Below are 23,250 nucleotides of genomic sequence, written 5' to 3'. Positions count from 1 at the left end.
CTAACTAATCATTCTGTGCAGCACATATACCAGCGCGCTCATGATGGCCAAATCCGCTGCCGTAAACCAGTCCTTCCGGCTCAGAATTCTGTGGCCAGCAGACAAAAAAATCTTCAGCCGGAACAGCCAAGGCGGTAACATCGCCCTCCTTTACATCACCGCGCAAGCACCGTCACAAGGACTCCTGCATGCCAAAAGCAAACGAACTGAAAAAAGGCGGCGTCGTCGAATTCAAGAATCAGACCTGTCTGATCAAAAATATCGAAGTGCAGAACCCCCACTCCCGTGGCGGTGCCACGCTGTACAAAATCCGTTTTCAAACGGTGCCCGGCCGCCAGAAGCTGGAAGAAAGCTTTAAGGGTGACGAGCAGCTGCAGGCCATTGAACTGCTGCGCCGCCAGATCGTGTTTTCCTACCGTGAAGAAGATACCTACTACTTTATGGACGAAGAGAGCTTCGACCAGTACCCGATTGATGCCGACACACTGGATACCGATGCGCTCTACATCAGCGAATCACTGAAAGGCACCATGGGGCTGTTAGTCGATGGTCAGCTGATCGCTATCGAACTGCCATCCTCCGTTGAAATGACCGTAACCGAAACCAGCCCGGGCATTAAAGGCGGCAGCGCCAGTGCGCGCACCAAACCGGCACGCTTTGCCACCGGTCTGGTAATTCAGGTACCGGAATATCTGGAACAGGGCGAAACCGTGAAGATCAACACCGCCGAGAACCGCTTTATCTCCCGCGCCTGATCAACACGCCATTCCTGAGGCTGGCGCAGTGTATAGTTGCGTCAGCCCATCTTGGCGAAGTTCGGTGGCTGTGACAGACTTCGCGTCGTCCCATCACCGCCAGTCATCAGACCTCAATCCAGACCATGAATATTCAGCAATTACAGGCCGCCTCACAAGCCGTCCGTGACAACAAAGCGTTCGAGCTGTTTGTTGTTGCCATCATTATTTTCTCTGCCCTTCTGATCGGTGCCAAAACGTACAGTATTCCTGATCCGTTCATGCTTGTGCTGAACTGGCTGGATACCGGCATCACCGTTATTTTTCTTGTTGAAATCGTCATTCGTTTTCTTGCCGCCCCCGACAAAAAACGCTTTTTCCATAATGGCTGGAACCTGTTCGACACCCTGGTGGTGGTAATCAGCCTGATTCCGGTCGATCACAGCGACATGGCCCTGATTGGCCGTCTGGTGCGCATTTTCCGCGTACTGCGGATGGTTTCCATCATTCCGGAACTGCGCATGCTGCTGAATTCCCTGTTGCGCGCCCTGCCGCAGCTCGGATATGTACTGCTGCTGATGTTTATTATTTATTACATCTACGCCGCCATCGGCACCACCTTCTTTGAACCCATCAACGATGTACTATGGGGCGACATTTCTATTTCCATGCTGACGCTGTTCCGGGTGATGACGTTCGAAGACTGGACCGATGTCATGTACGAAACCATGGCGGTTTACCCACTGTCGTGGATTTTCTACCTGAGCTTTATTTTCCTCACCACCTTCGCCTTTCTTAATATGGTCATCGGTATTGTGGTAAACGTACTGGAAGATGAGCATGCGCAGGAAAAAGCCGATCAGGATGCTGCCGATGGCAAAGCCACCCTCGACGATCTGGCGGCAGAAATCCGCGAACTGAAAGCGCTGCTGCAACAGCAACAACCACCCAAATCCTGACGGAGATTTTATGAGACGCTACCTGCTGCAACCCCTGATCAAAGGCTCAATGGTGGTGCTGCCTTTATTGGTCACAGTCTGGCTGCTGTGGTCGGCGCTGATGTGGCTGAATGGTCTGGGCCTGAGCCTGCTGGCCAGCCTGCATATTCCCAGCATTTTCCCCGGTATGGGTCTGCTGCTGATGCTGCTGGCGCTGCTGTCCGTCGGCTTATTATTTCAGTTCAACCCGGTCAGCTGGCTCTACCAGTACGTGGAAGATGCCCTGCTGCGTTTTCCGCTGATCAAAACACTGTACGGTGCGGTGAAAGATTTTGCTGCCATGTTTGATCAGGAAAAGCAGCACAATCAGCAAGTGGTACTGGTCAGCATGCCCGGCGATGCACAACTGCTGGGCTTTATTACCGCCGGTAAAATTCCACCCGCGGTTCAGAAGGCCGGCGATCAGGAAGAACTGGTCGCGGTGTATCTGCCCATGAGCTACATGGTTGGCGGTTACACCTTGTTTGTACCGCGTTCGCGTCTCACCATGCTCGACTGGTCGTTTGAAGATGCCATGCGCTTTGCCCTGACCGCCGGCGTATCGCAAAGCCAGGCCCGTAAAAAAGAGCCGGGGGCAGAGTCGAGAAACTAATTCACGATGTCACAAACCTGGCGTGTCAGCGCCAGAAATGCCCCCAGTGCCAGCAATAAAAAGGCGCAGGCCAGCAGAATCGCCACCGGATAATAGAGGTTACCGGCCAGATCCAGCTGGCTGTATTTAATAATCATAATCAGCGCTTCCAGCACCAGAGCAATGCACACGGTGCCCACAAAGCGGGTAATAGTGCGGCGGATATTCTGGAAGATATTCTCCCCGGCTTCTTCCGCCGCGTATTCCTTACCAACCCCCAACCCCAGCTCATACATTGCCAGCGCGATCACCAGCGTATTAATGGCTTTAATCACCAGTGTGACCATATCGCCGTCGCTGCTGAATAAACCATTAAAGAAGGTAGAGAAAGACAGTCCCACCAGCAGCAAAGCCAGCAGATGAAAAACCCCGGAGAATAATAACGCTACGCCGGTTTTGTATTGATGAAGCAGAGAGTCTGCCGTGTGTTTTTGTTCGCCGGTCAAAGATGGCTGCATCGGTCGGTCCCGTGACATCGTCATAAACATGTCTGTCTGGGACTGCCTCAGGCGCGGACGGTTCCTTATTGATTCGGGGGAGACTTCTCTCAGACTGAATTCATGCGCACCACAAGCTGCCTGATGGCCGGGCGTATAGTGTCTGCATTGGCCGCCGGGCCTGAAATTGTGAATAACAGGCACAGCAAAAAACGGCAGGCTTTGTGATAGTGTGCAAAAATACATTCATCGTGTGTTATTTCATTCGTCATTGGTCAGGCCAGAAACACCATGGAAGATTCCATCAATCCATCTGCAAGCGCGCCGGATACGGCCCTTACAACAGAGCAGATTCAGCGCTTTATTCCTTTTGATGAGCTGTCTGCCCATGCTGTCAGCGAGCTGTTGCCACATTTCCGTGCCTATTCGCTGGCCGATAAAAAGATTCTGTTCAAACGTGGTGAAGAAGACGACGAATGTCACTTTCTGCTTGAAGGAACGGTCGACCTGGCCGATGACCAGTTCCGCATTACCCAGATTAAAGGCGACGATGATGAAAACTTTCTCGCCCTGGATGCCAGCCATCCGATTCACCGCCATGCGGCCATCACACAATCGCCCTGCCAGTTATTTGCCATCAAGCGTCAGTATCTGGAGCTGATCACCACCTGGTCGGAGTTACGCCAGGCCTATGATCAGGAAGAAGACACTGAACACGACTGGCTGGAAAGCCTGCTCACTTCCGATCTGTTTTACCGTGTACCACCGGCCAATATCCAGAAGCTGCTGGCCCGTTTTAACGAACGCGAAGTGTCACTCGGTGAAGAAATCATCCACGAGGGCGAAGAAGGCCACGAGTGCTATGTGATCAAAAGCGGCAAGGCCATTGTCAGCCGTAAAGTAAATAACAAACAGGAAACCCTCGCCGCTCTTGGCAGCGGAGATCTGTTTGGTGAAGACGCACTGGTCAGTAATCTGCCGCGTAATGCCAGCATTACCATGAGCAGTAACGGCGTGTTAATGGTATTAACCAAAGAAGACTTCGACACCCTGCTGAAAACGCCAGTGGTTGAATACGTCAGCGAAAACCAGCTCAGCGCCCTGATCGATGAAGGTGACACCGGCACCGTGGTGCTCGATGTGCGCCTGCCACAGGAAGTCGCGGCCAGCCCGATTCACCGCGCAACAACCATACCACTGGCACAGCTGCGCAGCCGTCTGAATGAATTATCCAAAGCCTTTGTGTATGTCATCGCCGGTGAAGGCCGGGCAGAAGCCGCCGCCTACATTCTGACAGAGGCCGGTTACCAGGCGCGGGTACTTAACCGTAGTGAATAACCGCAGCGATTAACCTGCGCACCTCAGCGTCAGATCAGACGCTCTTCAGGGCCGGGTCACCGGCGCAATCATCTCTTCATAAGCCCGCATATAACGCGGCAGCGTATTTCGGTCGAGCCAAACCGCCATACGCTGACGGTTGGTTTCGGTATTTTTCTGCTCAGCTACCCAGCGGTTTACCGCCATAATCACCCGCTCTCCCCAGAGGGTTTTCGGACAGGCAACATAGCCTTTGGCAAACTGTGGTAACTCGCGGATCGACAGGGCCACCAACTCATGCGCCTCCGGTGCCTGAATCGTGTCGACCATATAGCGGTTAATCCAGGGATATTCGATGATGTAATCGATACGTCCCGACTGCAGCATGCGGTACAGGCTCAGCGGCCCATGCAGACTGGAGAGCACCGTCACGCGCTGATACACATCGCCGGCACTCAGCAGATTATCGAGAAACACATAATAGGAACGGTCAGCTACCAGCCCCAAGCGCAAATTGGTCCGCGCCAGCATATCTGCTGCTGCAATGGTCATCTGCGGCGCAAACAACGCCTTGTAATCTTCCAGCCGCACCATAAATGCCAGCGATGGAAACAACGCCGGTGAATCACTGAACAGCGTATATTTGGCCCGCTCCGGCGTATACAGCGCCCCCGGATGACAGATATTTTCGCCGACACGGATCAGCTGCCAGGCACGGGCCGGGGTCATCTCTTCACGCACATGCCGGTAGCCACTCAAAGAGGCTGTAACCGCCCCCAGATATTCATCGACAATACCTTTACCCGCCATGGGGCCGTCGCTGATATGCAGCGGCGGATAAGGCATGGTAATCCAGCGCAGCAGCGGACGATCATCCGCCTGCGGCAACTCCTGCGCCTTAAGCGATGACATCAGGACCAGCAAACCAAGTGCTAACAGCCAACGCATACAAAGCTCCGCTATTTGCCGATAACCAGAATCTAAGCGTAGACCAGCAGGCTTTGCCGGAAAGCAGTAAGCAGCCGTCATACAGAGCACTCATAGGGGTTGTGCCCAACCGTCGCCTGCAAACTTAGCAAACTATATTTTAAAACCAACGTACCATATTTGAACAATGGCAGATATTAACCCAGAAATAACAGACTATATGCGCCACGCCAGAAAAAAAGCCTAACATAAAACTACATAATGTAACCATGCATGCCAACCTGACGCCTCTTTACTTAGCCTTACAAGGCCGCTTTCAACCCTCCGTGCTTCACTGCCCTGCCTGTCGGTTTACCCGGCAGTCACGCAGAAACTACAAAAATAACAAACTCACGGAGACCAACCTATGAACAGTATCTGGGTTACCTGGCCCGCGCTGGTCAAGTTCGGCACATTAGGGATTTTTGCCGGACTCATTACCCTCGCCGTTGAACGGCAGGAGTTATTTAAAAACAACCTGTTTGATTTCGAACGCTGGGATGAATACAACGCCGACATCAACTGTGATGAACGCAGCCTGAATGCCCGTACCGAAAACGGTACCTGTAACATTCTGGAAAACCCGTCGGAAGGTTCGGTTATGCGTCGTTTCGGCCGTAACGTTGAACTGTCCGCCGCTCAGGGCGAAACGGAAGCCGACACCCTGTTAACTCCGAACCCGCGTGAAGTCAGTAACGTACTGCTGTCCCGTGGCGATGATTTCAAACCGGCCACCTCGGTTAACTTCATTGCTGCCAGCTGGATTCAGTTCATGACCCACGACTGGTTCTTCCATGGCGAAAACAGCGCCGAAAACCCGATTGAAGTGCCGCTGCCGGCCGGCGACAGCATGGGTTCCGGTACTCTGAAAGTGCGTCGTACCCAACCGGATACCACCCGCATCGCCTCTGAAGCACACTTGCCGGACAGCTATCAGAACCATGTTACCCACTGGTGGGATGGCTCGCAGATTTACGGCAGTGATCTGGAAACCTCCAACAGCATCCGTGAATTCCAGGGCGGTCGTCTGACCGTGAATGCCGATGGCACCCTGCCGCGTGAATTCTTCTCTGGTCTGCCGAAAACCGGTTTTGTGGATAACTGGTGGGTCGGTCTGAGCATGCTGCACCAGCTGTTCGTAAAAGAGCACAACGCTATTGCTCAAACACTGGCGGCCAGCTACCCGGATAAAGATGATCAGTGGCTGTACGACAAAGCCCGTCTGGTCAACTCCGCCCTGATGGCGAAAATTCACACCGTTGAATGGACGCCGGCCATCATTGCCAACCCGGTTACCGAGCGTGCCATGTACGCCAACTGGTGGGGTCTGGCTGGTGACGCCAACAAGCGTGACAAGTACGGCGCCGAACTGGACAAGATCTATGAAGATCTGGCCAAAAAAGATTCCTGGATCCGCCGCATCCTGGGTGTTGACCCGAAACTGGCGGAAGCCATGGAACAAGGCGACTTCCTGGAATGGGCGATTACCGGTCTGGCTGGTGCGCGTAAGTCTGACAACGCCGGTGTTCCGTTTACCCTGACCGAAGAATTCGTCTCGGTTTACCGTATGCACCCGCTGATGCGTGACAATATCGATATTTACGACATCGGTTCTAACGTCGTCGACAAGAGCGTTGCCCTGGAAGAAACCCGTGACGGCGCCGCCGAAGACATGCTGGACAGTGAAGGCTCTGACCGTCTGTGGTACTCCTTCGGTATCACCAACCCGGGCGCTCTGGTGCTGAACAACAACCCGGAATTCCTGCGTAATCTGGACCTGCCGATCGTGGGTAAAATGGACATCGCCGCCATCGACGTTATCCGTGACCGTGAGCGTGGCGTACCGCGTTACAACGAATTCCGTCGTCAGATTGGCCTGAACCCGATCACCAGGTTTGAAGATCTGACCAAAGATCCGGAAGCTCTGGCCAACCTGAAGCGCGTGTATAACAACGACATTGAAATGATCGACACCCTGGTCGGCATGATGGCGGAAACTGTACGTCCGGAAGGCTTTGCCTTCGGCGAAACCGCGTTCCAGATTTTCATCATGAACGCCTCCCGCCGTATCATTGCGGACCGCTTCTTCACCTCGCACTACACCCCGGAAGTTTACACTCAGGAAGGTTATGACTGGGTAGAAAACAACACCATGGTGGACGTGCTGAACCGTCACTTCCCGCAACTGAACACCTCTCTGGTGGGCGTCGATAACGCCTTCAAACCCTGGGGTCTGAACATTCCGGCTGACTACGATCAGTGGGATGCCTGTGCCAAGCAGGATCTGCTGTGGACCAACGGTGTGAAGCGCACGACCTATGCCGAAGGCGAACTGCCGGCGATTCCGGATGTAGACACCGGCGCTATGATCAGCCGCATTCTGTGGGACAAAGTCCGCTACGTTGGCGACGTTGCTCCGGTTGGCCATACCAAGCCGATCCATCCGCACGGTGCGGTGGCCAAAGTAGCCTTTAATGCCACCGCCAACCATCCGTATACCGGTGTGTTCAAAGGTAACGAATGTGGTCTGCTGCGCATGTCGGTAACCGGTGATCCGGCCAAACGTGGCGTCCAGCCAGGTCTGGCATGGAAAACCTTTATCGATGGCAAGCCGTCTGAAAACGTTGCTGCGCTGTACACTCTGACCGGCCAGGGCAACAACTACAACCTGTTTGCCAACGAGCTGTCACAATATGTGCGTCCGGAAGCCAACGACACTCTGGGCAGCACCATTCTGTTCTCGCTGGTCACCACCAAGCCGACGCAACTGATGGTGAACGCCATGGCCGAAGTAAACTCTGACGGTAGCGCGGCTGCGAATGCCAAGTCACCGACCCAGATCTACTTCGTACCGGCGGCTGACGTGAAAAACCGCTTCAGCACCGCGGCACACGATTTCCGTACTGACCTGCTGAGCCTGCCGGCCGGCACCAAGCTGTACGATGTGTACGCCACGGATAAAGACATCCGCAATTCCATTTTCAGCAGCATTGCTGCGCGCTATGCCGCCGACCGCCGTAACAACGCGGTGAAAGTGGGTGAAATTGTGCTGACGTCTGAATTCGCCGCCTCCGCTTTTGGCGATTCCGGCATTTTCTTCAAGCATCAGCGTTACGAAGACCGCTGATCCGGTCAGTGGTTGCGGTTCGCCGTAACCACTGTAGGAGCATAAAAAAAACCGCCGCAGGAAACTGCGGCGGTTTTTTTATTTACAGCGAAGAGGCGTAGCGCTTACAGTTTGCCGGCTTCTTCTGCCAGGTACTTGGCAACACCTTCAGGAGATGCGTCCATACCTTTGTCGCCTTTGTTCCAGCCAGCCGGGCAAACTTCGCCGTGCGCTTCGTGGAATTGCAGAGCTTCAACCAGACGTACCAGCTCATCAATGTTACGGCCCAGTGGCAGGTCGTTGATGTTGGCCGCACGTACCAGGCCCTCTTTATCGATCAGGAAAGCGCCACGCAGTGCAACGCCACCGGCAGTTTCTACGTCGTAGGCTTTACAGATACCGTGGTCAACGTCAGCTGCCATGGTGTACTTAACTTCACCGATACCGCCTTTGGCGACCGGTGTGTTACGCCATGCGTTGTGAGTGAAGTGAGAATCGATGGATACAGAAATCACTTCAACACCCAGTTCTTCAAACTTAGCCATACGGTGGTCCAGAGCGATCAGCTCAGACGGACATACGAAGGTGAAATCCAGTGGATAGAAGAACACAAGAGCGTATTTGCCTTTGGTTGCTTCTGCGAAGTTGTATGAATCAACGATGGTGCCGTTGCCCAATACAGCCGGAACGGTAAAGTCGGGTGCTTTTTTACCTACCAGTACGCTCATGTTTGTTACTCCCTGTGAGTTCTGAAAATTATCGGTATTATCCTGACAATGCCAGCGGCACAGCCAGAGTATAAAGAGCGAGTATCATACAACGCGCTCCCGGCTAAGCATACCGCCGCCAGCGGAGAATAAAGGTCTCGATAAGTTTTCCCAATCAATGCCATAGTAATTGGCTATAACGTAGGTAAGTGATTGTGGCAGAAGGGTTTTTTAGCAAACTCCCGGTACCGAAGCGGAGACACTACCAGCGTTTGCTGCTGGCTGTGGCTATCTCGTTGTTGCTGCATGCCCTGCTGCTGTCGGCGCCTTTCTCTGTTCGGCTGACACCGGCACAGACGCAACCCGTAATTAATGCCGAACTGCGCCAGCCACAAATAAGCGCCCGGACCTTGCAAGATGAATCGCCAGCTCAGGTGCCGAAAGCTCAGGTTCAGACAGTCCCGACTCAGGAAGTGACTCAAAGCCAAAGCGAAGCTGTTAAACACAACGCGGCTCCGGAGCAGAGTCAGAAGCAGCCTCAGGCAAAAACAGAAACCGCCAAACAACAACCCCAGAAGCCAGTACCTGAGCCGCAATCCGCACCACAACCAACGCAGCAGTCAACCGCACAGACAGCGCAACAACCGAGCCAGAAACAAAGCGGACTGGTCACTGAAAAAGAAGATTTATCAGCCGATCCGCTGGAGCGCAGCTATCAGCAGAAACTGCTCGCGCACCTGCGCGAACGGGTAATTGCACCGGCACAATTTACCGGCAGTGTAAGGCTGGAGCTGACCTTAAGTTACCGCCAGGTCGCCACCAACGTGCGGGTTATCCGCTCCAGCGGTGATCCGGTAATGGACGACTGGGCGATCAAAGCCGCACTGGCCGCTAACCCCTACCCCAGAGTGCCGGATGAATTACCAGCGTCGTATACCTTCCGCCCGACCATCCGCACCCTGCAATAACGCAGCTGTATGCCCTGAACACAGCCCATAAAAAATGGCCGCATATGCGGCCATTTTTCTGCGGATAATGCAGATAAAAAGAAACGACAGCTTATTTACTGTGTTCCAGAATATCTTCCACAATTTCCTGCTCTTCATGCAGGTCTTCAGCGTCGGCTTTTTCATGCGGCAACAGCAGGTTCAGCACAATCGCCACCACACCACACAGGCTGACGCCCTGCAGGTGGAACTCGGAAGAGCCGATTGCCATACCACCAATACCGAATACCAGCGTGGTCGCCACAATCACCAGATTGCGCTGCGCGCTCATATCGACTTTGGCTTTGATCAGGATGTTCATGCCAACACCGGCAATAGAGCCGAACAGCAGAATCATAATACCGCCCATCACCGGCGTCGGAATGGTCTGCAGCAGCACACCAAACTTGGCCACGAATGCCAGCACAATGGCAAACACCGCCGCCCAGGTCATGACGACCGGGTTAAAGGCTTTGGTCAGCATCACCGCACCGGTGACTTCGGAGTAGGTAGTATTTGGCGGCCCACCAAACAAAGACGCCGCAGAAGTGGCTAAACCATCGCCCAGCAAAGTGCGGTGCAGGCCTGGTTTCTGGACGTAGTTTTTACCGGTCACACTGCCGATCGCCAGTACATCACCTACGTGTTCAATCGCCGGAGCAATCGCCACCGGAATCATGAACAGAATGGCCGCGAGCTGAAATTCCGGCGTCACAAACTGCGGTAACTTAACCCATGGGCTGGCATCCACGGCAGTCAGATCGACCATACCAGTAAACGCCGCAATGGTGTAACCCACCGCCACACCCGCCAGAATCGGCACCAGACGGAAAATACCTTTCGCCAGAGTGGCCACCAGCAACGTGGTAATAAGGGCAGGCATCGATACCCACATAGCATCGGCATAGGGGAACAGTTCCGCCGACGCATCACCGGCTTTACCCATCGCCATATTCACCGCGATAGGAGCTAAGCCCAGACCAATCACCATAATGATCGGACCGGTAACCACCGGCGGCAGTAAACGATGCAGGAAGCCAGGACCACGGACAGCAACCACAGCCGACAAGGCAACGTATACCAATCCGGCACAGAACAGCGCACCCATGGTCGCCGCCATTCCCCAGGTCTGTACGCTGAACAGAATCGGCGCAATAAAGGCAAAAGATGACGCCAGAAATACCGGTACTGAACGCTTGGTGGTGAACTGAAAAATCAGCGTACCGATACCGGCGGTAAACAGCGCCACACTCGGATCGAGGCCAGTAATCAGCGGCACCAGCACCAGTGCGCCGAAGGCCACAAACAGCATTTGCATGCCCGCCAGCAGCATACGCCAGCCGCGATACAGATCTTCTGTATTGTCCCGCATAGAAACTCCCCTGATTTTAATTATTTCGTGCCGAAGATCTTGTCACCGGCATCGCCCAAGCCAGGGATAATGTACCCCTGCTCATTCAGATGGCTGTCCACCGATGCGGTATAAATATCCACATCCGGGTGCGCATCCTGAACCTTTTTAATACCTTCCGGTGCGGCCACCAGCACCAGCGCACGAATACTGGTACAACCGGCCTGCTTTAACAGGTCGATGGTTGCCACCATCGAACCGCCAGTCGCCAGCATCGGATCAACAATCAATGACATACGCTGGTCGATGTCACCGGCCAGTTTGTCGAAGTAGCTCACCGGCTCCAGGGTTTCTTCATCGCGGTATAAACCAACAACGCTGATCTTGGCACTTGGCACCAGCTCCAGCACGCCGTCCAGCATGCCCAGACCGGCGCGCAGAATCGGTACTACGGTGATTTTTTTGCCGCGAATCCGCTCCGCTTCAACCGGACCACACCAGCCATCCAGGGTGTAGGTTTCCAATTCCATATCTTTGGTTGCTTCGTAGGTCAGCAGGTTGCCGACTTCAGCCGCCAGTTGGCGGAAGGTGCGGGTGCTCATTGATTTGGATCGCATCAAACCAATTTTATGCTGCACCAGGGGGTGGCGGATCTCATGTACGCTCATGCATGCCTCATTCTGTCTTTCGGGTACAATAACGGGCGCAATTTTCGCACAGCACCTGATCCTGCGCGACGCAAAATTTAACCGAATGGTCAGATTGGCCTGATAGACTGAATCCGAGGTAAGTATGCCCCGCGCCTGTGCCCGCCATATTCTGGTAAAAACCAAAGAAGAAGCCGACAAACTGAAGCAATTGCTCGACAAAGGAGCCGACTTCAGCAAGCTGGCAAAACAACACTCACAATGCCCGAGTAAGAAAAACGGCGGCAGCCTGGGTGAGTTCAATAAAGGTGAAATGGTCAAAGCCTTTGACGATGTGGTGTTCAAAGGGCCATTACTGAAAGTTCAGGGGCCGGTTAAAACCCGTTTTGGCTACCACCTGATCGAGACTATTTACCGTAACTGAGGCAGAGGCAATGCCCAGCGCCTGCCTCTGCTCCGGGGCAACTATCTTTTTCTGCCTATGATGACATTTGCCATCCGGCGGCGCAGACTAAGCGCTTTATTTTCAGCCTCCGGACTCCGCTATGCGCATCGCCATTCTTTCCCGTAATCCCAATCTTTATTCGACCCGTCGTCTGAAAGAAGCGGGGGAGCAGCGTGGGCATGAGGTCGATATCATCGACACCCTGCACTGCTACATGGACATCACCAGTAACAAACCGACGGTGCGTTATAAAGGTGGCGCCCTGCCACAGTACGATGCGGTGATTCCGCGCATTGGTGCCTCGGTTACCTTTTACGGTACGGCGGTGGTGCGTCAGTTTGAAATGATGGGCACTTACTCCATTAACGAATCGGTCGCCATCAGCCGCTCGCGCGACAAACTGCGCTCGCTGCAATTGCTGTCACGCAAGGGCATCGGCCTGCCGCGTACCGGTTTTGCCCACCGCCCGGATAACGTTGAAGACCTGATCAAAAACGTCGGCGGCGCGCCGCTGGTGATAAAGTTGCTGGAAGGTACACAGGGCATCGGCGTGGTGCTGGCTGATACCAAAAAAGCGGCAGAAAGCATCATCGAAGCCTTTATGGGTCTGAACGCCAACATTCTGGTGCAGGAATTTATTAAAGAAGCCGGCGGTGCCGATATCCGCTGTTTAGTGGTTGGCGGCAAAGTCGTCGCCGCCATGAAGCGCCAGGCTGCCGAAGGTGAATTCCGCTCCAACCTGCACCGTGGTGGCAGTGCCGAAATCGTACGGTTATCGGCGGCGGAACGTAAAACCGCCATCGACGCTGCCAAAGCCATGGGCCTGAACATGTGTGGCGTAGACATTCTGCGTTCCAACAACGGTCCGGTGGTGATGGAAGTCAACTCCTCTCCCGGTCTGGAAGGTATTGAAAGCGCTACCGGTAAAGACGTTGCCGGCATGGTTTTCCAGTTTCTGGAAAAATCCGCCAGCGGCAGTACAAAAACCCGTGGTCAGGGTTAATCAAGGTTATTAGGGAAAGCATGCCAAAGCGTAGTATTGAAATTGCCGGGATCAGCATTGCTCCCGGCGAAAGCCAGAAAGTCGAATTACCCGTTGGGCGCCTGTACACAGACAACTCCGTCTCCATGCCGGTGTTTGTTAAACGCGGCAAACGCCCCGGCCCGACCTTATTTATCAGCGCAGCCATTCATGGTGACGAGCTGAACGGCATCGAAATTATTCAGCGCCTGATCAATTCACGCAAACTCAACAGTTTGCGCGGCACTTTAATTGCCGTGCCCATCGTCAACGTGTATGGCGTGATCAACCACAGCCGTTACCTGCCCGACCGCCGCGATTTAAACCGCTCATTCCCTGGCAGTAAAAAAGGCTCGCTGGCGGCGCGTATGGCCAATATGTTTCTCGAAGAAATCGTCAGCAAATGCGATTACGGCATCGACTTTCATACCGGTGCTATTCACCGCTCGAACCTGCCGCAGATCCGCGCCAACCTCGACGATGAAGAAACCGCCGCCATGGCCAGCGCCTTTGGTGTTCCGGTACTGCTGAATTCCAACCTGCGCGATGGCTCGCTGCGTGAAGCCGCCGCCGACCACGGTGTGCGTATTCTGCTGTACGAAGCCGGCGAAGCCCTGCGTTACGACGAGCTGTGCATCCGTGCCGGTGAACGCGGCACCGTTAATGTCATGCGCCACCTTGGCATGCTGCCGCGCAGCCGGGCGAAAAAATCCCATGTGCTGGAGCCGGTCACGGCACGCACCAGTGCCTGGGAACGCGCTACCGACAGTGGCTTTGTGCAGCACCATAAAGAACTCGGTGACCGCGTACAGAAGCAGGAATTACTCGCCACCATCCGCGACCCGTACGGCATCGTGCTCGATGAAGTCCGCTCACGCTATGAAGGCATTATTATCGGCAAAACCAATATCCCGCTGGTGCAGGAAGGTGAAGCCATGTACCACGTGGCCTACTTCCATCAGCCCGATGATGTGGTCGAAGGTATCGAACAGCTGCAGGACTTACTGCCGGACGAAGCCCTGAGCTGATGCCCGGCCTGCCTGTTCTGGTGCCGTAAAAACCGCACCGGCGCAGCTAAGTATCCGGTGCAGTCAGGCATCCGGCGCAACAATGCGTTGCACCCGCTGCCTTTGACTCTTCCCGCCAAACTCCCTATATTGCCGCCGCGGTCTCAGCCTGCTGAGAGCGCATCGTTCTCGGGGCGGGGTGAAATTCCCCACCGGCGGTAACAGCGTTTATTAACCCTGAAGCCCGCGAGCGCTTGCCGGCGGTTTAACTGCCAGCAAGGTCAGCAGATCCGGTGTAACTCCGGAGCCGACGGTATAGTCCGGATAAGAGAGAGCGTGTCAGACAGCACAGAGGCCCGCCTCTGTCCGTGCTTTTGTCTGCCCGTTCGCCCTGATTCTAATCAGCATTAACCGAAGAATCAGAGCCAATGAACACTTTTAATCCTCAGCAAAAACGCATCGCCTTTATTCACGCTTCCTGGCACACCGACATCGTGCTCAAGTGTCTGGATGGTTTTAAAGACGAACTCGCCAGTCGTGGTTACGACATCAGTAATATTGATGTGATTGCCGCTCCCGGCGCCTACGAAATTCCCCTGCAGGCCAAACTGCTGGCCAAGAGCGGACGCTACAGCGCCATTGCCGCCAGCGCTCTGGTGGTTGACGGCGGTATTTACCGCCACGACTTCGTTGCCGCCGCGGTGTGTAACGGCCTGATGCAGGTACAGCTGGAAACCGAAGTACCGGTACTGACTGCCGTACTGACTCCGCACAACTTCCACGAGCACGACGAGCATAAAAACTACTATGCCCGCCATTTTCTGCTGAAAGGGCAAGAACTGGCCAACGCCGCCGATCAGGCCATGCGTTTAACGGCCAGCGCCAAAGCCCTGGCTTAAACAGCCTCACGCGGCCGTTCTGCATCTGCAGCGGCCGCTAGCCAGAAAAACGATTCCGGTTGTGGATTTTTTCTGCCGCAAAAATCTGCTAACAATAGCGCTCTCATCCATAACAAGAGCACAGTCATGAGCCGTCAGATTTTTGTGAATCTCGCCGTCAGCGACATTGAGCGTTCGCGCCGTTTTTTTACCGCCCTGGGTTTCAGCATTAACGAGCAATTCAGTAATGAAGTGGCTGTCTGCGTGGTTATCGCCGACAACATCTTCGCCATGCTGCTGAAGCCGGAATTCTATTCGCAGTTCACCTCCAAAAACCTGTGCGATGCCCACAGCAGCAGCGAAGTGTTGTTATGCCTGAGCTGCAGCAGCCGCACCGAAGTCGATACCATCGGTCAGGCGGCCGAAGACAACGGCGGACGCATTGCCCGGCCGGGACAGGATCAGGGACCTATGTATGGCCTGTCCTTTGAAGATCCGGATGGCCACACCTGGGAGCTGATGTATATGGACATGCAGAGCAGCTGACTCCCGCTGGCGGTCGATGACTGCTACCCCCCCCCCTCTTAATGCCGCCCGGTGACGATTCTGCCGGGCGTATGTAAAGCTCTGTCGGCTTGATGTAAAGCACTGGCAGCGGTTTTTCATTGCTATATTATTGCCGCATTTTCCGGGTCGGGATCACCTACGGCACCCATATCAGGGCACCTCTGAATCACTCTGCACAGCTCTGCGCGGGTCTTTCCGGGCGACCGGATTCCGCTGCCAGCCATCCAGACTCTTACAACCGAAAAGGGCCTCTATGCACCGCACTATGTTCGATACCCCCATTCTGAAAACCCTGCTGCGCTGGGGCTCCATCGCCTTTCTGAAGCTGGCCGGCTGGAAAAGCGTGGGCAGCATTCCGCCCGATTTAAAAAAGTGCGTGATGATTGCAGCACCGCATACCAGCAACTGGGATCTGCCCTTTATGCTGATGATTGCCTTTGTGCTGCGCGCCAAAATTTATTGGATGGGGAAAGAGCAGATCTTCAAACCGCCTTTTCGTGGCCTGATGATGTGGATGGGCGGCATTCCGGTGGATCGTTCCAAAGCCAACAACATGGTGCAGGCTTCGGTTGATGCTATTAACAGCAACGAGCAGCTGTTCCTGATCGTGCCGCCGGAAGGCACCCGCGCCAAGGTTACCTATTGGAAAACCGGCTTTTATCATATTGCTCACAACGCCGGCGTGCCGGTCTTGATGGGCTTCCTTGATTATCCGAATAAAGCCGGCGGCATTGCCGGTGTGTTCCACACCACAGGCGATATCGACGCCGATATGCAAGCCATTCAGGCCATTTATGCGCCGATGAGTGGTAAAAAAACCGGTCAGTAATCCGCCCGGCACAGCCAAAAGCGCAGCCCGCCTGCGCGTTTTGGTGCCAGCCATGTTGGCGTTCCCCTACCCGTTATTCCATCCACGCTCTTTCCTTACCAGCGCTGTTCATCCCAACTCCGGGTTATGGTTTTTACACCCTGTCGTGTCCTGACAGGACAAAAACCAACACAGATCCTCATCCTGACCTACTGAGCCCAACAACCTGACAAAATTCGTCACACTTTCAACTCAATGTGACAAAAATTGTCACGTCGTGTAATTTTTTACCGTGAATTCCCGTTAATATCTCCTTACGGCCGTTGTCTGTGCCGATCATTTTCACGAACACACGTAAGCAGGAAGAACCTTATGACTGCCACTCTGAATTCAGAACTGCCAACCACAGCAGCACAGCAGAACCAGACCTACGCCCCGGCTTATCCTCATGGAAAAATCGAACAACTGTTCTGGGATATTTTCTGGGTGCAGGGCAGCATCCGCGTCGGCCCGGGCATGAGCATGAACCGCAATATGGTGATTATCCGCAATCGTCATGAGTTAACCCTGATCAACCCGGTACGCCTCAACGAAACCGAAGAGCGCAAACTGGAAAAGCTGGGCCGTGTGACCCATGTGTTCCGCCTCGGCGATTTTCATGGCCTGGATGATCAGTACTACGTCGACAAATATCAGGCGCGTTTCTGGTGTCAGCCTGGCCAGAGCACCTACAAAGCGCCGCGTGCGAATGTGCATCTGAAGACCGGCCTGGACATGCCCTTCCCTCATGCCGAGTTGTTTATTTTCGACAACGCCCAATACCCGGAAGCGGCTTTGCTGTTAACCAAGCACAAATGCCTGCTCACCACCGACTCGCTGCAATACCTGGATAACTGGAATTACACCAGCCTGTTCAGCCGTCTGGCATTGCGCGTTATGGGTTTTAAACCAGGGCTGAATATCGGCAAGCCGTGGCTGAAACGGGTAACCCCAAAAGGCAAAACCCTGGAAGGCGATTTTAACCGCCTGATGAATCTCGATTTCGAACATCTGCTCGCCGCCCATGGTTCGCCATTAATGAACAACGCCAAATCCGAAGTCGGCGAACAACTGCGTCGTTTGTTTAATTAAAGAACCTGAGAGCGCTCATCCGGCCGTCCGGACTGAGCGCTCTCTGATAACGACTCAACCATCGCTCTCCCCGCCTTCTGCCGACAGCGCTTTCCCACAAACACAGAAATTCCTCTTTTCACGCGTTATAATGGCTGTTTTTTGCACTCCGGCAGGCATTACACCCGCTGCCGTACCTGTTGCCGTTATGAGTTAAAGAGCTGTTATGAGTAAAAAACGTCGTGATATCCCCACCTATGGCCTGCCGATTATCGAAACCCACTTTCACCTCGATTACCTGAAAGAAGGCAGTGCCGACGATATTCTCAGTGCCGCCCGTGCCATTGGTGTCGAACGCTTTATGACCATCAGCGTTGAGCCGGACAATATGCCCAAAGCGCTGGCACTGGCCGAAGCCCACGCTGACCTGTACGCCACCCTGGGCGTACATCCACATGAAGCCGCATTGTTTAATGATGCCGCGGAAGGTTATATCCGCACCCACGCCATCCACGAAAAAGTGGTCGCGGTGGGCGAAATTGGTCTCGATTATTATTACGACCACTGTGACCGTACTGTGCAGCGTCAGGTATTTGCCCGCCAGCTGCAACTGGCGGTGGAATGCGGATTACCCGTTGTTATTCATACCCGTGAAGCCGACGAAGACACCATGGCCATCCTGCGTGAATACGCCCCGCAGATGAAACGCAAAGGCGTGGTGCACAGCTTTACCTCCGGTATGGAACTGGCAGAGCTGGCCGTTGAACTGGGCTTTTGTCTCGGTATTAACGGCATCGTTACCTTTAATAAAGCCGACAATGTACGCGAAGTGGTCGCCGCCACACCGCTGAGCAACTTATTACTGGAAACCGACGCACCTTTCCTCACGCCGATTCCGTTTCGCGGTATGGAAAATGCTCCGCAATACCTGCCTTTTATTGCCGAAAAAATTGCCGGCGTAAAAGGCCTGAGTGTTGAAGAGGTGTTAACCCAGACTTACCAGAACTCCCTGCGTGAATTCTTTTAATGCTCAGCTGCCTGCCCGATTGCCAGCTCAGTGAACTCAGCGCCAGCGACTGGCTCTGGTTGCTGGCCTTCGGGGTCTTTGTTTATGCCAGCTCACGGCTGTGGGCGCGCTGGGCGTTCAGCTATGATAAATACCCAATGACCAGCCTGCGCTGGCATGCACCACGCTTTATCTACATCGCCTTTGTTACCGCGATGCTCACCGTTGTACCCGCCTATACCTTTTTCGGTGAAGACTCCGGTTACTGGTATTCGCGCATACTGTATTTCCCTACCATCCTGATCGCCTACGCCGCCTGGCTATTGGTCGATGTTAATAAACCGTCTGAATAACCTGCCGGCATACATTCCCGCTTTGCTCCGATTTTTACTGCAATCACAAGCCCGTAAAGCAAAACAAAAGTCGCATTGTCTGCAACAGCGTATTCACAACCGTAACCGTGCAGAAAGACCATTTCTGCTTTACCATTCTGAAAAATAACAGCGGAGAATGCCGTGACCAGCCTGACCAGCGCCAGCCAGTATTTTGAAGAACACTTCACTAAATTCGATATCACCGACAGCCAGATCAACAATACCGAGTTTGAAGAATGCGAATTCAGCGACTGCGATTTATCCCACAGCGTATTTAAAGGCTGTAAGTTTATTAACTGCCGCTTTAGCCGCTGCAATCTGAGCCTGATTAAAATTCCGCAAAGCCGTTTTGCCGAAACAACCTTCCGCGAGTGCAAAATGGTTGGCATCGACTGGACCCGTGCCCAATGGTCCAGCTACCAGTTTCACCCTGAACTGAAGTTTTACCAGTGCATACTGAACGACTCCTCCTTCCTCGGACTGAACCTGCATGAAGTGGTTATGGAAGAATGCAAAGCACACGATGTTGATCTGCGCGAAACCCAGCTGAACAACGCCCGCCTCACCTACTGCGACTTTACCCACAGCCTGTTTGGCCGCACCAATTTAAGCGGTGCAGACCTGAGTGAGTCGGTTAATTTTAATATCGATGTTCTGGATAATAATCTGAGCAAGGCCACCTTCAGCCGCTATGAGGCATTAAACCTGCTGGAGAGTCTGGGGATTAACCTGGTGGATTAATATCTTGGCGGTTTGCGTAAAGGTGTGCAGTTCGTCCCCCCCATCTCAGGTATTACCGATACGCAGAGTGGTTTCTATAATCTATTCTATGCCTGGTCCAGTTGAGTGGCACCTGAACTAACCTAAGCGCCAGACATAGTGCCCCCTGTCGTCTATTGCCACTTGTAACCATCTCTATCAATTATTGAATCAAAGTCTGAACTTCAGTACTCTCGGAGCACAGCAGGGATGCCGCCAGATCGTTAATACAACACAGTCAGAACGACCGAGAACAACCGCCCTCCCTGCTAACAATCCCGAACGATAAAGCCACGCTATTCCTGTCTGCGTACATAAGGATGGGCGGCAGCGTGCCTGGAGTAAGCCGGGGTAAGCAACCATGAAAGAAATCAGAGGACAATGATATGTTATTCATTTTAATCGGATCTTTTTTTCTTATTGCCGGAGTACTCTCAATTAATTTTGAGGGCCTTACTCAGTTACTAAAAGAGCAGGATCAGGCGCAGTGGACGAAACTGGGATCTCCGGCAGGATCTTCATTTATTGATCTTGGAAAAACACTGGGAATGTTCAGCTGGGTACTGAATCAGGGCTATGAAAGTTCTGAAAGCCTGGAAGTCAAAAAGCGTGGAAGGTCTGACTTCAAAAAGGCCATCATTGCCAGGCGCTTATTATTGTCCGGATCCGCTCTTCTGATTATTGGATTTTTCGCTGCTCTCACTGGTGTATAAAAGTTACCAACCATGGTCCTCCAGGACACTCTTATCATCAGAGATTAAAGACCAGAGAACGTATTTAAACGCTCTACAGCGAACAGCATACGAAAAGTCAATAAACCTTGACCATATCCGGAAAGCAGAAAGCAACAGCAGGAATATTAGCCGTAGCGATAAGCGTGCTCCTCACTTATCCCTTACTCGCAGCCTGGTTCAGACTCGAGATAAATAACCGCTGGATAAGCCGGACATATGAAAACACTGCACAGCCAATTATTGATTTCATGCCAGACAATGGAATCTATAAGTATTACTTCATCAGATATTTAGTGTGGTTATGTCAGCAATATCCTGAAAATTGCACCCTTTCTGCGGAGCCTGCCTCTGAGTAACTGAGACTCTGCGTCTCAATCAGGAACTAACTGCCCGACTACAGCAACCTCTGCCGTAAAAGACCTGAATTCAGATCACCTAATGCGCGACCTTCCGAGCCCCGGTTCATAGCAATAAAGACAGAGCTACCCCTTCACGACTTATCTCACTTAAAATAAAAGGTATAACAATGAAGATCCGTTTTTTACCCAGTGACTGGCTTGGTCTTGCTGCCGGGACTGTTGCAGGCCTGATTCAGGGAATCACGATATTCAGCAGCAACATTATCCTTCACACAGAGAATACGCCAGTTCTTCCTGGGGTATTCTTCGGTCTGTTCGCTCCAGCTATACTGGCTCTTTTCAGTAAGATTATTCCGCTGCCAGCACCTGCGACCAACCAAAAAATCGGCAGGTATATCAATATGATTTTCTTCATGATTACATTCGGAATCTTTACCGGAATTTCCGGGTTCGGCTATTACCTGTTCGTAAACGGAGACAGCAGCGCCATTCCTATTCTGTCGTTTTTTGGCTCCGCCGGTATCGGATTTATTTTTGCCTATCTGATCAATCCGGAGTTAGCATTCAGGCCTGCAAGCAATTTGCAAACAGACGCTAATAGCACTGATCGTTAAGCAGGAATAGGTAATAAGGTTCTTTACTTTATTATCAGCATAAAAAAACGGGCCTCAGATGAGGCCCGTTTTTGTTTTAAGCGGCGGCGTTAACAGCGCCGCTATTGGCGCGGGTGTTATCCCTGTGCCGGGCGGCGTGAGCGGCGCGGTGCGCTGCCTGCCGGGCGGCTGTTACCGCCATTGTTATTACCGCTGCTGCCGGATGAACGGCGCTGTTCACCCTGCTTTTGCTCACCTTGTTTCTGACCAGCAGCAGAACCTGCACGACCAGAGCCAGAACCGGAACGGCCAGCATTGCCGCCGTTTCCATTTGAACGACCACTACCGGCCGGACGCGGTGCGCGTGGCTCGCGGTCGAAGGTGTCTTTAAAGCCTTTAGGTTGCTTGGCTTTTTTCGGTTTACGCGGCGATTTAGGGCGCGATACCGGCAATGGGGTATTGGGTTCAAAACCTTCCTGCACGCGGCGCTCGATGCTTTTGCCGATTAAGCCTTCAATGCCTTCGAGGTCTTCCAGTTCTTCCGCGCAAACCAGGGCAATGGCTTCACCACTGGCACCGGCACGTCCGGTACGGCCAATACGGTGTACGTAGTCGGCGGCAACGTTGGGCAGTTCGAAGTTGATTACGTGTGGTAATTGTTCGATATCCAGACCACGGGCCGCGATGTCGGTGGCCACCAGCACGGCAATATCGCCGCTTTTGAATTCGGCCAGCGCACGGGTACGGGCGCCCTGGCTTTTATTGCCGTGAATCGCGGCGGCGGTAATCCCACGATCCTGTAGATGCGTGGTTAAGCGGTTAGCACCGTGTTTGGTGCGGGTAAATACCAGTACCTGTTTCCAGCCGTGTTGTTTCAGCAGGTGGCTGAGCACTTCCGGTTTGCGTTTTTTATCGACCGGAATCAGCCACTGCTCAACGGTGTGGGCGGTGCTGTTACGCGGGCTGACGTCAATTTCTACCGGATCGTTCACCAGGCCTTTGGCCAGGGTGCGGATCTCGCTGGAGAAGGTGGCAGAAAACATCAGGGTCTGACGATTTTTCGGCAGCAGTGCGAGGATTTTTTTGATGTCGTGAATAAAGCCCATGTCGAGCATGCGGTCGGCTTCGTCCAGTACCAGAAATTCGACTTCGTCAAAACGAATGGCTTTTTGCTGATACAGGTCGAGTAAACGACCCGGACAGGCCACCAGCACATCGACGCCACGACGCAGTGCAATCATTTGCGGATTAATACTGACGCCACCAAATACAACCGCCGAGCGGATGTTCAGATATTTGCTGTAATCGGCGACGTTTTCAGCCACCTGGGCGGCCAGTTCGCGGGTTGGTGTTAACACCAGTGCACGGCAACGGTTAGCGCCTGCGCGTTCGCCCTGCTGCAGCTTTTGCAGCATAGGCAGGGTAAAACCGGCGGTTTTACCGGTGCCGGTCTGAGCGGCGGCCATAACATCGCGGCCAGCCAATACGGCGGGAATGGCCTGGGCCTGTACCGGAGATGGCGTAGTGTAACCCTGATCAGCAACGGCTTTCAGGATGGATTCGGCCAGGCCGAGTTCGGAAAATTGGGTCATGAGTGCGTGATCTGCTCTGAGAGCTGACATTGCAAGGAGAAATGGCGCGGTGTCAGCAGTCGCGTCCATCCGGGCTGTAGCCCGACAAGGCAGGTCAACAGATGTCCACCCGGCCTT

At 53.5% G+C, this 23,250-nt stretch carries 24 protein-coding genes and 1 riboswitch; of the genes, 18 read left to right on the top strand and 6 right to left on the bottom strand.

Annotated features, from left to right (window positions below):
- Positions 1–188 precede the first annotated feature (188 nt).
- The 3 genes from efpL (at position 189) to NYR02_RS16795 (ending at position 2,324) form a co-directional block, all read left to right on the top strand.
- The gene (efpL, locus tag NYR02_RS16805; RefSeq protein WP_260977511.1) at positions 189–755 is read left to right on the top strand and encodes an elongation factor P-like protein EfpL; all 567 of its coding nucleotides are present in this window, start codon (positions 189–191) and stop codon (positions 753–755) included.
- A gap of 125 nt (positions 756–880) precedes the next feature.
- Entirely contained in the window at positions 881–1,693 is an 813-nt protein-coding gene (locus NYR02_RS16800; protein WP_260977510.1) for an ion transporter, read from the top strand.
- A gap of 10 nt (positions 1,694–1,703) precedes the next feature.
- Positions 1,704–2,324 carry a DUF502 domain-containing protein gene (locus NYR02_RS16795; protein WP_260977509.1) on the top strand — a complete coding sequence of 207 codons (621 nt, stop codon included), beginning with the start codon at positions 1,704–1,706 and terminating at the stop codon, positions 2,322–2,324.
- Here the strand turns inward: NYR02_RS16795 and NYR02_RS16790 are convergent.
- A complete protein-coding gene (locus tag NYR02_RS16790) occupies positions 2,321–2,821 on the bottom strand; it encodes a hypothetical protein (protein WP_260977508.1) in 501 nt (166 codons plus the stop codon). The genes NYR02_RS16795 and NYR02_RS16790 overlap by 4 nt on opposite strands.
- A 270-nt stretch (positions 2,822–3,091) precedes the next feature.
- Between NYR02_RS16790 and NYR02_RS16785 the strand changes: the two genes are divergently transcribed.
- Complete coding sequence (locus NYR02_RS16785) at positions 3,092–4,138, top strand: cyclic nucleotide-binding domain-containing protein (protein ID WP_260977507.1); 1,047 nt, start codon at positions 3,092–3,094, stop codon at positions 4,136–4,138.
- Positions 4,139–4,183: 45 nt separating this feature from the next.
- On the opposite strand, the gene NYR02_RS16780 is transcribed toward NYR02_RS16785, so the two are convergent.
- The gene (locus NYR02_RS16780; protein WP_260977506.1) at positions 4,184–5,065 is read right to left on the bottom strand and encodes a TIGR02285 family protein; all 882 of its coding nucleotides are present in this window, start codon (positions 5,063–5,065) and stop codon (positions 4,184–4,186) included.
- Between the two features lie 385 nt (positions 5,066–5,450).
- Here NYR02_RS16780 and NYR02_RS16775 point away from each other — a divergent pair, with 385 nt between their 5' ends.
- The gene (locus NYR02_RS16775; protein ID WP_260977505.1) at positions 5,451–8,210 is read left to right on the top strand and encodes a peroxidase family protein; all 2,760 of its coding nucleotides are present in this window, start codon (positions 5,451–5,453) and stop codon (positions 8,208–8,210) included.
- A gap of 104 nt (positions 8,211–8,314) precedes the next feature.
- Here the strand turns inward: NYR02_RS16775 and NYR02_RS16770 are convergent, their stop codons facing one another.
- Positions 8,315–8,917, bottom strand: a complete 603-nt coding sequence (locus NYR02_RS16770; RefSeq protein ID WP_260977504.1) for a peroxiredoxin — start codon at positions 8,915–8,917, stop codon at positions 8,315–8,317.
- A 251-nt stretch (positions 8,918–9,168) separates the two neighbouring features.
- On the opposite strand from NYR02_RS16770, the gene NYR02_RS16765 reads away from it, so the two are divergent.
- Positions 9,169–9,864: an energy transducer TonB gene (locus NYR02_RS16765; protein WP_260977503.1), complete on the top strand. Its 696-nt coding sequence runs from the start codon at positions 9,169–9,171 to the stop codon at positions 9,862–9,864.
- Positions 9,865–9,955: 91 nt separating this feature from the next.
- Here NYR02_RS16765 and NYR02_RS16760 read toward each other — a convergent pair whose 3' ends face one another.
- Positions 9,956–11,254, bottom strand: a complete 1,299-nt coding sequence (locus NYR02_RS16760; protein ID WP_260977502.1) for a uracil-xanthine permease family protein — start codon at positions 11,252–11,254, stop codon at positions 9,956–9,958.
- A gap of 20 nt (positions 11,255–11,274) precedes the next feature.
- The gene (gene upp / locus NYR02_RS16755) at positions 11,275–11,901 is read right to left on the bottom strand and encodes a uracil phosphoribosyltransferase (RefSeq protein ID WP_260977501.1); all 627 of its coding nucleotides are present in this window, start codon (positions 11,899–11,901) and stop codon (positions 11,275–11,277) included.
- 124 nt (positions 11,902–12,025) lie between these two features.
- Between upp and NYR02_RS16750 the strand changes: the two genes are divergently transcribed.
- The 12 genes from NYR02_RS16750 to NYR02_RS16695 all read left to right on the top strand — a co-directional run bounded on the left by NYR02_RS16750 (position 12,026) and on the right by NYR02_RS16695 (position 21,562).
- Positions 12,026–12,304, top strand: a complete 279-nt coding sequence (locus NYR02_RS16750; protein WP_260977500.1) for a peptidylprolyl isomerase — start codon at positions 12,026–12,028, stop codon at positions 12,302–12,304.
- Positions 12,305–12,425: 121 nt separating this feature from the next.
- Entirely contained in the window at positions 12,426–13,328 is a 903-nt protein-coding gene (gene rimK, locus NYR02_RS16745; protein WP_260977499.1) for a 30S ribosomal protein S6--L-glutamate ligase, read from the top strand.
- Between the two features lie 20 nt (positions 13,329–13,348).
- Complete coding sequence (locus tag NYR02_RS16740) at positions 13,349–14,374, top strand: succinylglutamate desuccinylase/aspartoacylase family protein (RefSeq protein ID WP_260977498.1); 1,026 nt, start codon at positions 13,349–13,351, stop codon at positions 14,372–14,374.
- A 160-nt stretch (positions 14,375–14,534) separates the two neighbouring features.
- A riboswitch (FMN riboswitch) is annotated at positions 14,535–14,693 on the top strand.
- A gap of 88 nt (positions 14,694–14,781) precedes the next feature.
- On the top strand, positions 14,782–15,252 hold the full coding sequence (locus tag NYR02_RS16735; protein WP_260977497.1) for a 6,7-dimethyl-8-ribityllumazine synthase: 471 nt from the start codon (positions 14,782–14,784) through the stop codon (positions 15,250–15,252).
- 126 nt (positions 15,253–15,378) lie between these two features.
- Complete coding sequence (locus NYR02_RS16730; protein WP_260977496.1) at positions 15,379–15,777, top strand: VOC family protein; 399 nt, start codon at positions 15,379–15,381, stop codon at positions 15,775–15,777.
- A gap of 274 nt (positions 15,778–16,051) precedes the next feature.
- Complete coding sequence (locus NYR02_RS16725) at positions 16,052–16,627, top strand: lysophospholipid acyltransferase family protein (RefSeq protein WP_260977495.1); 576 nt, start codon at positions 16,052–16,054, stop codon at positions 16,625–16,627.
- Positions 16,628–16,978: 351 nt separating this feature from the next.
- On the top strand, positions 16,979–17,737 hold the full coding sequence (locus NYR02_RS16720; protein WP_260977494.1) for a hypothetical protein: 759 nt from the start codon (positions 16,979–16,981) through the stop codon (positions 17,735–17,737).
- Between the two features lie 205 nt (positions 17,738–17,942).
- On the top strand, positions 17,943–18,743 hold the full coding sequence (locus NYR02_RS16715; protein ID WP_260977493.1) for a TatD family hydrolase: 801 nt from the start codon (positions 17,943–17,945) through the stop codon (positions 18,741–18,743).
- Positions 18,743–19,075: a hypothetical protein gene (locus tag NYR02_RS16710; RefSeq protein WP_260977492.1), complete on the top strand. Its 333-nt coding sequence runs from the start codon at positions 18,743–18,745 to the stop codon at positions 19,073–19,075. The genes NYR02_RS16715 and NYR02_RS16710 overlap by 1 nt, the downstream gene beginning before the upstream one ends.
- A 162-nt stretch (positions 19,076–19,237) precedes the next feature.
- A complete protein-coding gene (locus NYR02_RS16705; protein WP_260977491.1) occupies positions 19,238–19,837 on the top strand; it encodes a pentapeptide repeat-containing protein in 600 nt (199 codons plus the stop codon).
- Between the two features lie 404 nt (positions 19,838–20,241).
- Positions 20,242–20,568: a hypothetical protein gene (locus NYR02_RS16700; protein WP_260977490.1), complete on the top strand. Its 327-nt coding sequence runs from the start codon at positions 20,242–20,244 to the stop codon at positions 20,566–20,568.
- Between the two features lie 547 nt (positions 20,569–21,115).
- Complete coding sequence (locus NYR02_RS16695; RefSeq protein WP_260977489.1) at positions 21,116–21,562, top strand: hypothetical protein; 447 nt, start codon at positions 21,116–21,118, stop codon at positions 21,560–21,562.
- A gap of 116 nt (positions 21,563–21,678) precedes the next feature.
- Here the strand turns inward: NYR02_RS16695 and NYR02_RS16690 are convergent, their stop codons facing one another.
- Complete coding sequence (locus NYR02_RS16690; protein ID WP_260977488.1) at positions 21,679–23,133, bottom strand: DEAD/DEAH box helicase; 1,455 nt, start codon at positions 23,131–23,133, stop codon at positions 21,679–21,681.
- Between the last annotated feature and the right edge of the window lie 117 nt (positions 23,134–23,250).

The sequence above is a fragment of the Thalassolituus pacificus genome (genome assembly GCF_025318105.1).
Taxonomy (GTDB): domain Bacteria; phylum Pseudomonadota; class Gammaproteobacteria; order Pseudomonadales; family Oceanobacteraceae; genus Venatoribacter; species Venatoribacter pacificus.
The sequence above is the reverse complement of the archived record's forward strand: the minus strand, read 5'-3'. Positions and strand labels throughout refer to the sequence as shown.

Coding starts and splice junctions, on each gene's coding strand:
- NYR02_RS16775 (WP_260977505.1), top strand. CDS start 5,451: ATGAACAGTATCTGGGTTACCTGGCCCGCGCTGGTCAAGTTCGGCACA.
- NYR02_RS16730 (WP_260977496.1), top strand. CDS start 15,379: ATGAGCCGTCAGATTTTTGTGAATCTCGCCGTCAGCGACATTGAGCGT.
- NYR02_RS16695 (WP_260977489.1), top strand. CDS start 21,116: ATGAAGATCCGTTTTTTACCCAGTGACTGGCTTGGTCTTGCTGCCGGG.
- NYR02_RS16735 (WP_260977497.1), top strand. CDS start 14,782: ATGAACACTTTTAATCCTCAGCAAAAACGCATCGCCTTTATTCACGCT.
- NYR02_RS16750 (WP_260977500.1), top strand. CDS start 12,026: ATGCCCCGCGCCTGTGCCCGCCATATTCTGGTAAAAACCAAAGAAGAA.
- NYR02_RS16800 (WP_260977510.1), top strand. CDS start 881: ATGAATATTCAGCAATTACAGGCCGCCTCACAAGCCGTCCGTGACAAC.
- NYR02_RS16770 (WP_260977504.1), bottom strand. CDS start 8,917: ATGAGCGTACTGGTAGGTAAAAAAGCACCCGACTTTACCGTTCCGGCT.
- NYR02_RS16710 (WP_260977492.1), top strand. CDS start 18,743: ATGCTCAGCTGCCTGCCCGATTGCCAGCTCAGTGAACTCAGCGCCAGC.
- NYR02_RS16795 (WP_260977509.1), top strand. CDS start 1,704: ATGAGACGCTACCTGCTGCAACCCCTGATCAAAGGCTCAATGGTGGTG.
- NYR02_RS16700 (WP_260977490.1), top strand. CDS start 20,242: ATGTTATTCATTTTAATCGGATCTTTTTTTCTTATTGCCGGAGTACTC.
- NYR02_RS16715 (WP_260977493.1), top strand. CDS start 17,943: ATGAGTAAAAAACGTCGTGATATCCCCACCTATGGCCTGCCGATTATC.
- NYR02_RS16760 (WP_260977502.1), bottom strand. CDS start 11,254: ATGCGGGACAATACAGAAGATCTGTATCGCGGCTGGCGTATGCTGCTG.
- NYR02_RS16725 (WP_260977495.1), top strand. CDS start 16,052: ATGCACCGCACTATGTTCGATACCCCCATTCTGAAAACCCTGCTGCGC.
- rimK (WP_260977499.1), top strand. CDS start 12,426: ATGCGCATCGCCATTCTTTCCCGTAATCCCAATCTTTATTCGACCCGT.
- NYR02_RS16690 (WP_260977488.1), bottom strand. CDS start 23,133: ATGACCCAATTTTCCGAACTCGGCCTGGCCGAATCCATCCTGAAAGCC.
- NYR02_RS16780 (WP_260977506.1), bottom strand. CDS start 5,065: ATGCGTTGGCTGTTAGCACTTGGTTTGCTGGTCCTGATGTCATCGCTT.
- NYR02_RS16785 (WP_260977507.1), top strand. CDS start 3,092: ATGGAAGATTCCATCAATCCATCTGCAAGCGCGCCGGATACGGCCCTT.
- efpL (WP_260977511.1), top strand. CDS start 189: ATGCCAAAAGCAAACGAACTGAAAAAAGGCGGCGTCGTCGAATTCAAG.
- NYR02_RS16720 (WP_260977494.1), top strand. CDS start 16,979: ATGACTGCCACTCTGAATTCAGAACTGCCAACCACAGCAGCACAGCAG.
- NYR02_RS16790 (WP_260977508.1), bottom strand. CDS start 2,821: ATGCAGCCATCTTTGACCGGCGAACAAAAACACACGGCAGACTCTCTG.
- upp (WP_260977501.1), bottom strand. CDS start 11,901: ATGAGCGTACATGAGATCCGCCACCCCCTGGTGCAGCATAAAATTGGT.
- NYR02_RS16740 (WP_260977498.1), top strand. CDS start 13,349: ATGCCAAAGCGTAGTATTGAAATTGCCGGGATCAGCATTGCTCCCGGC.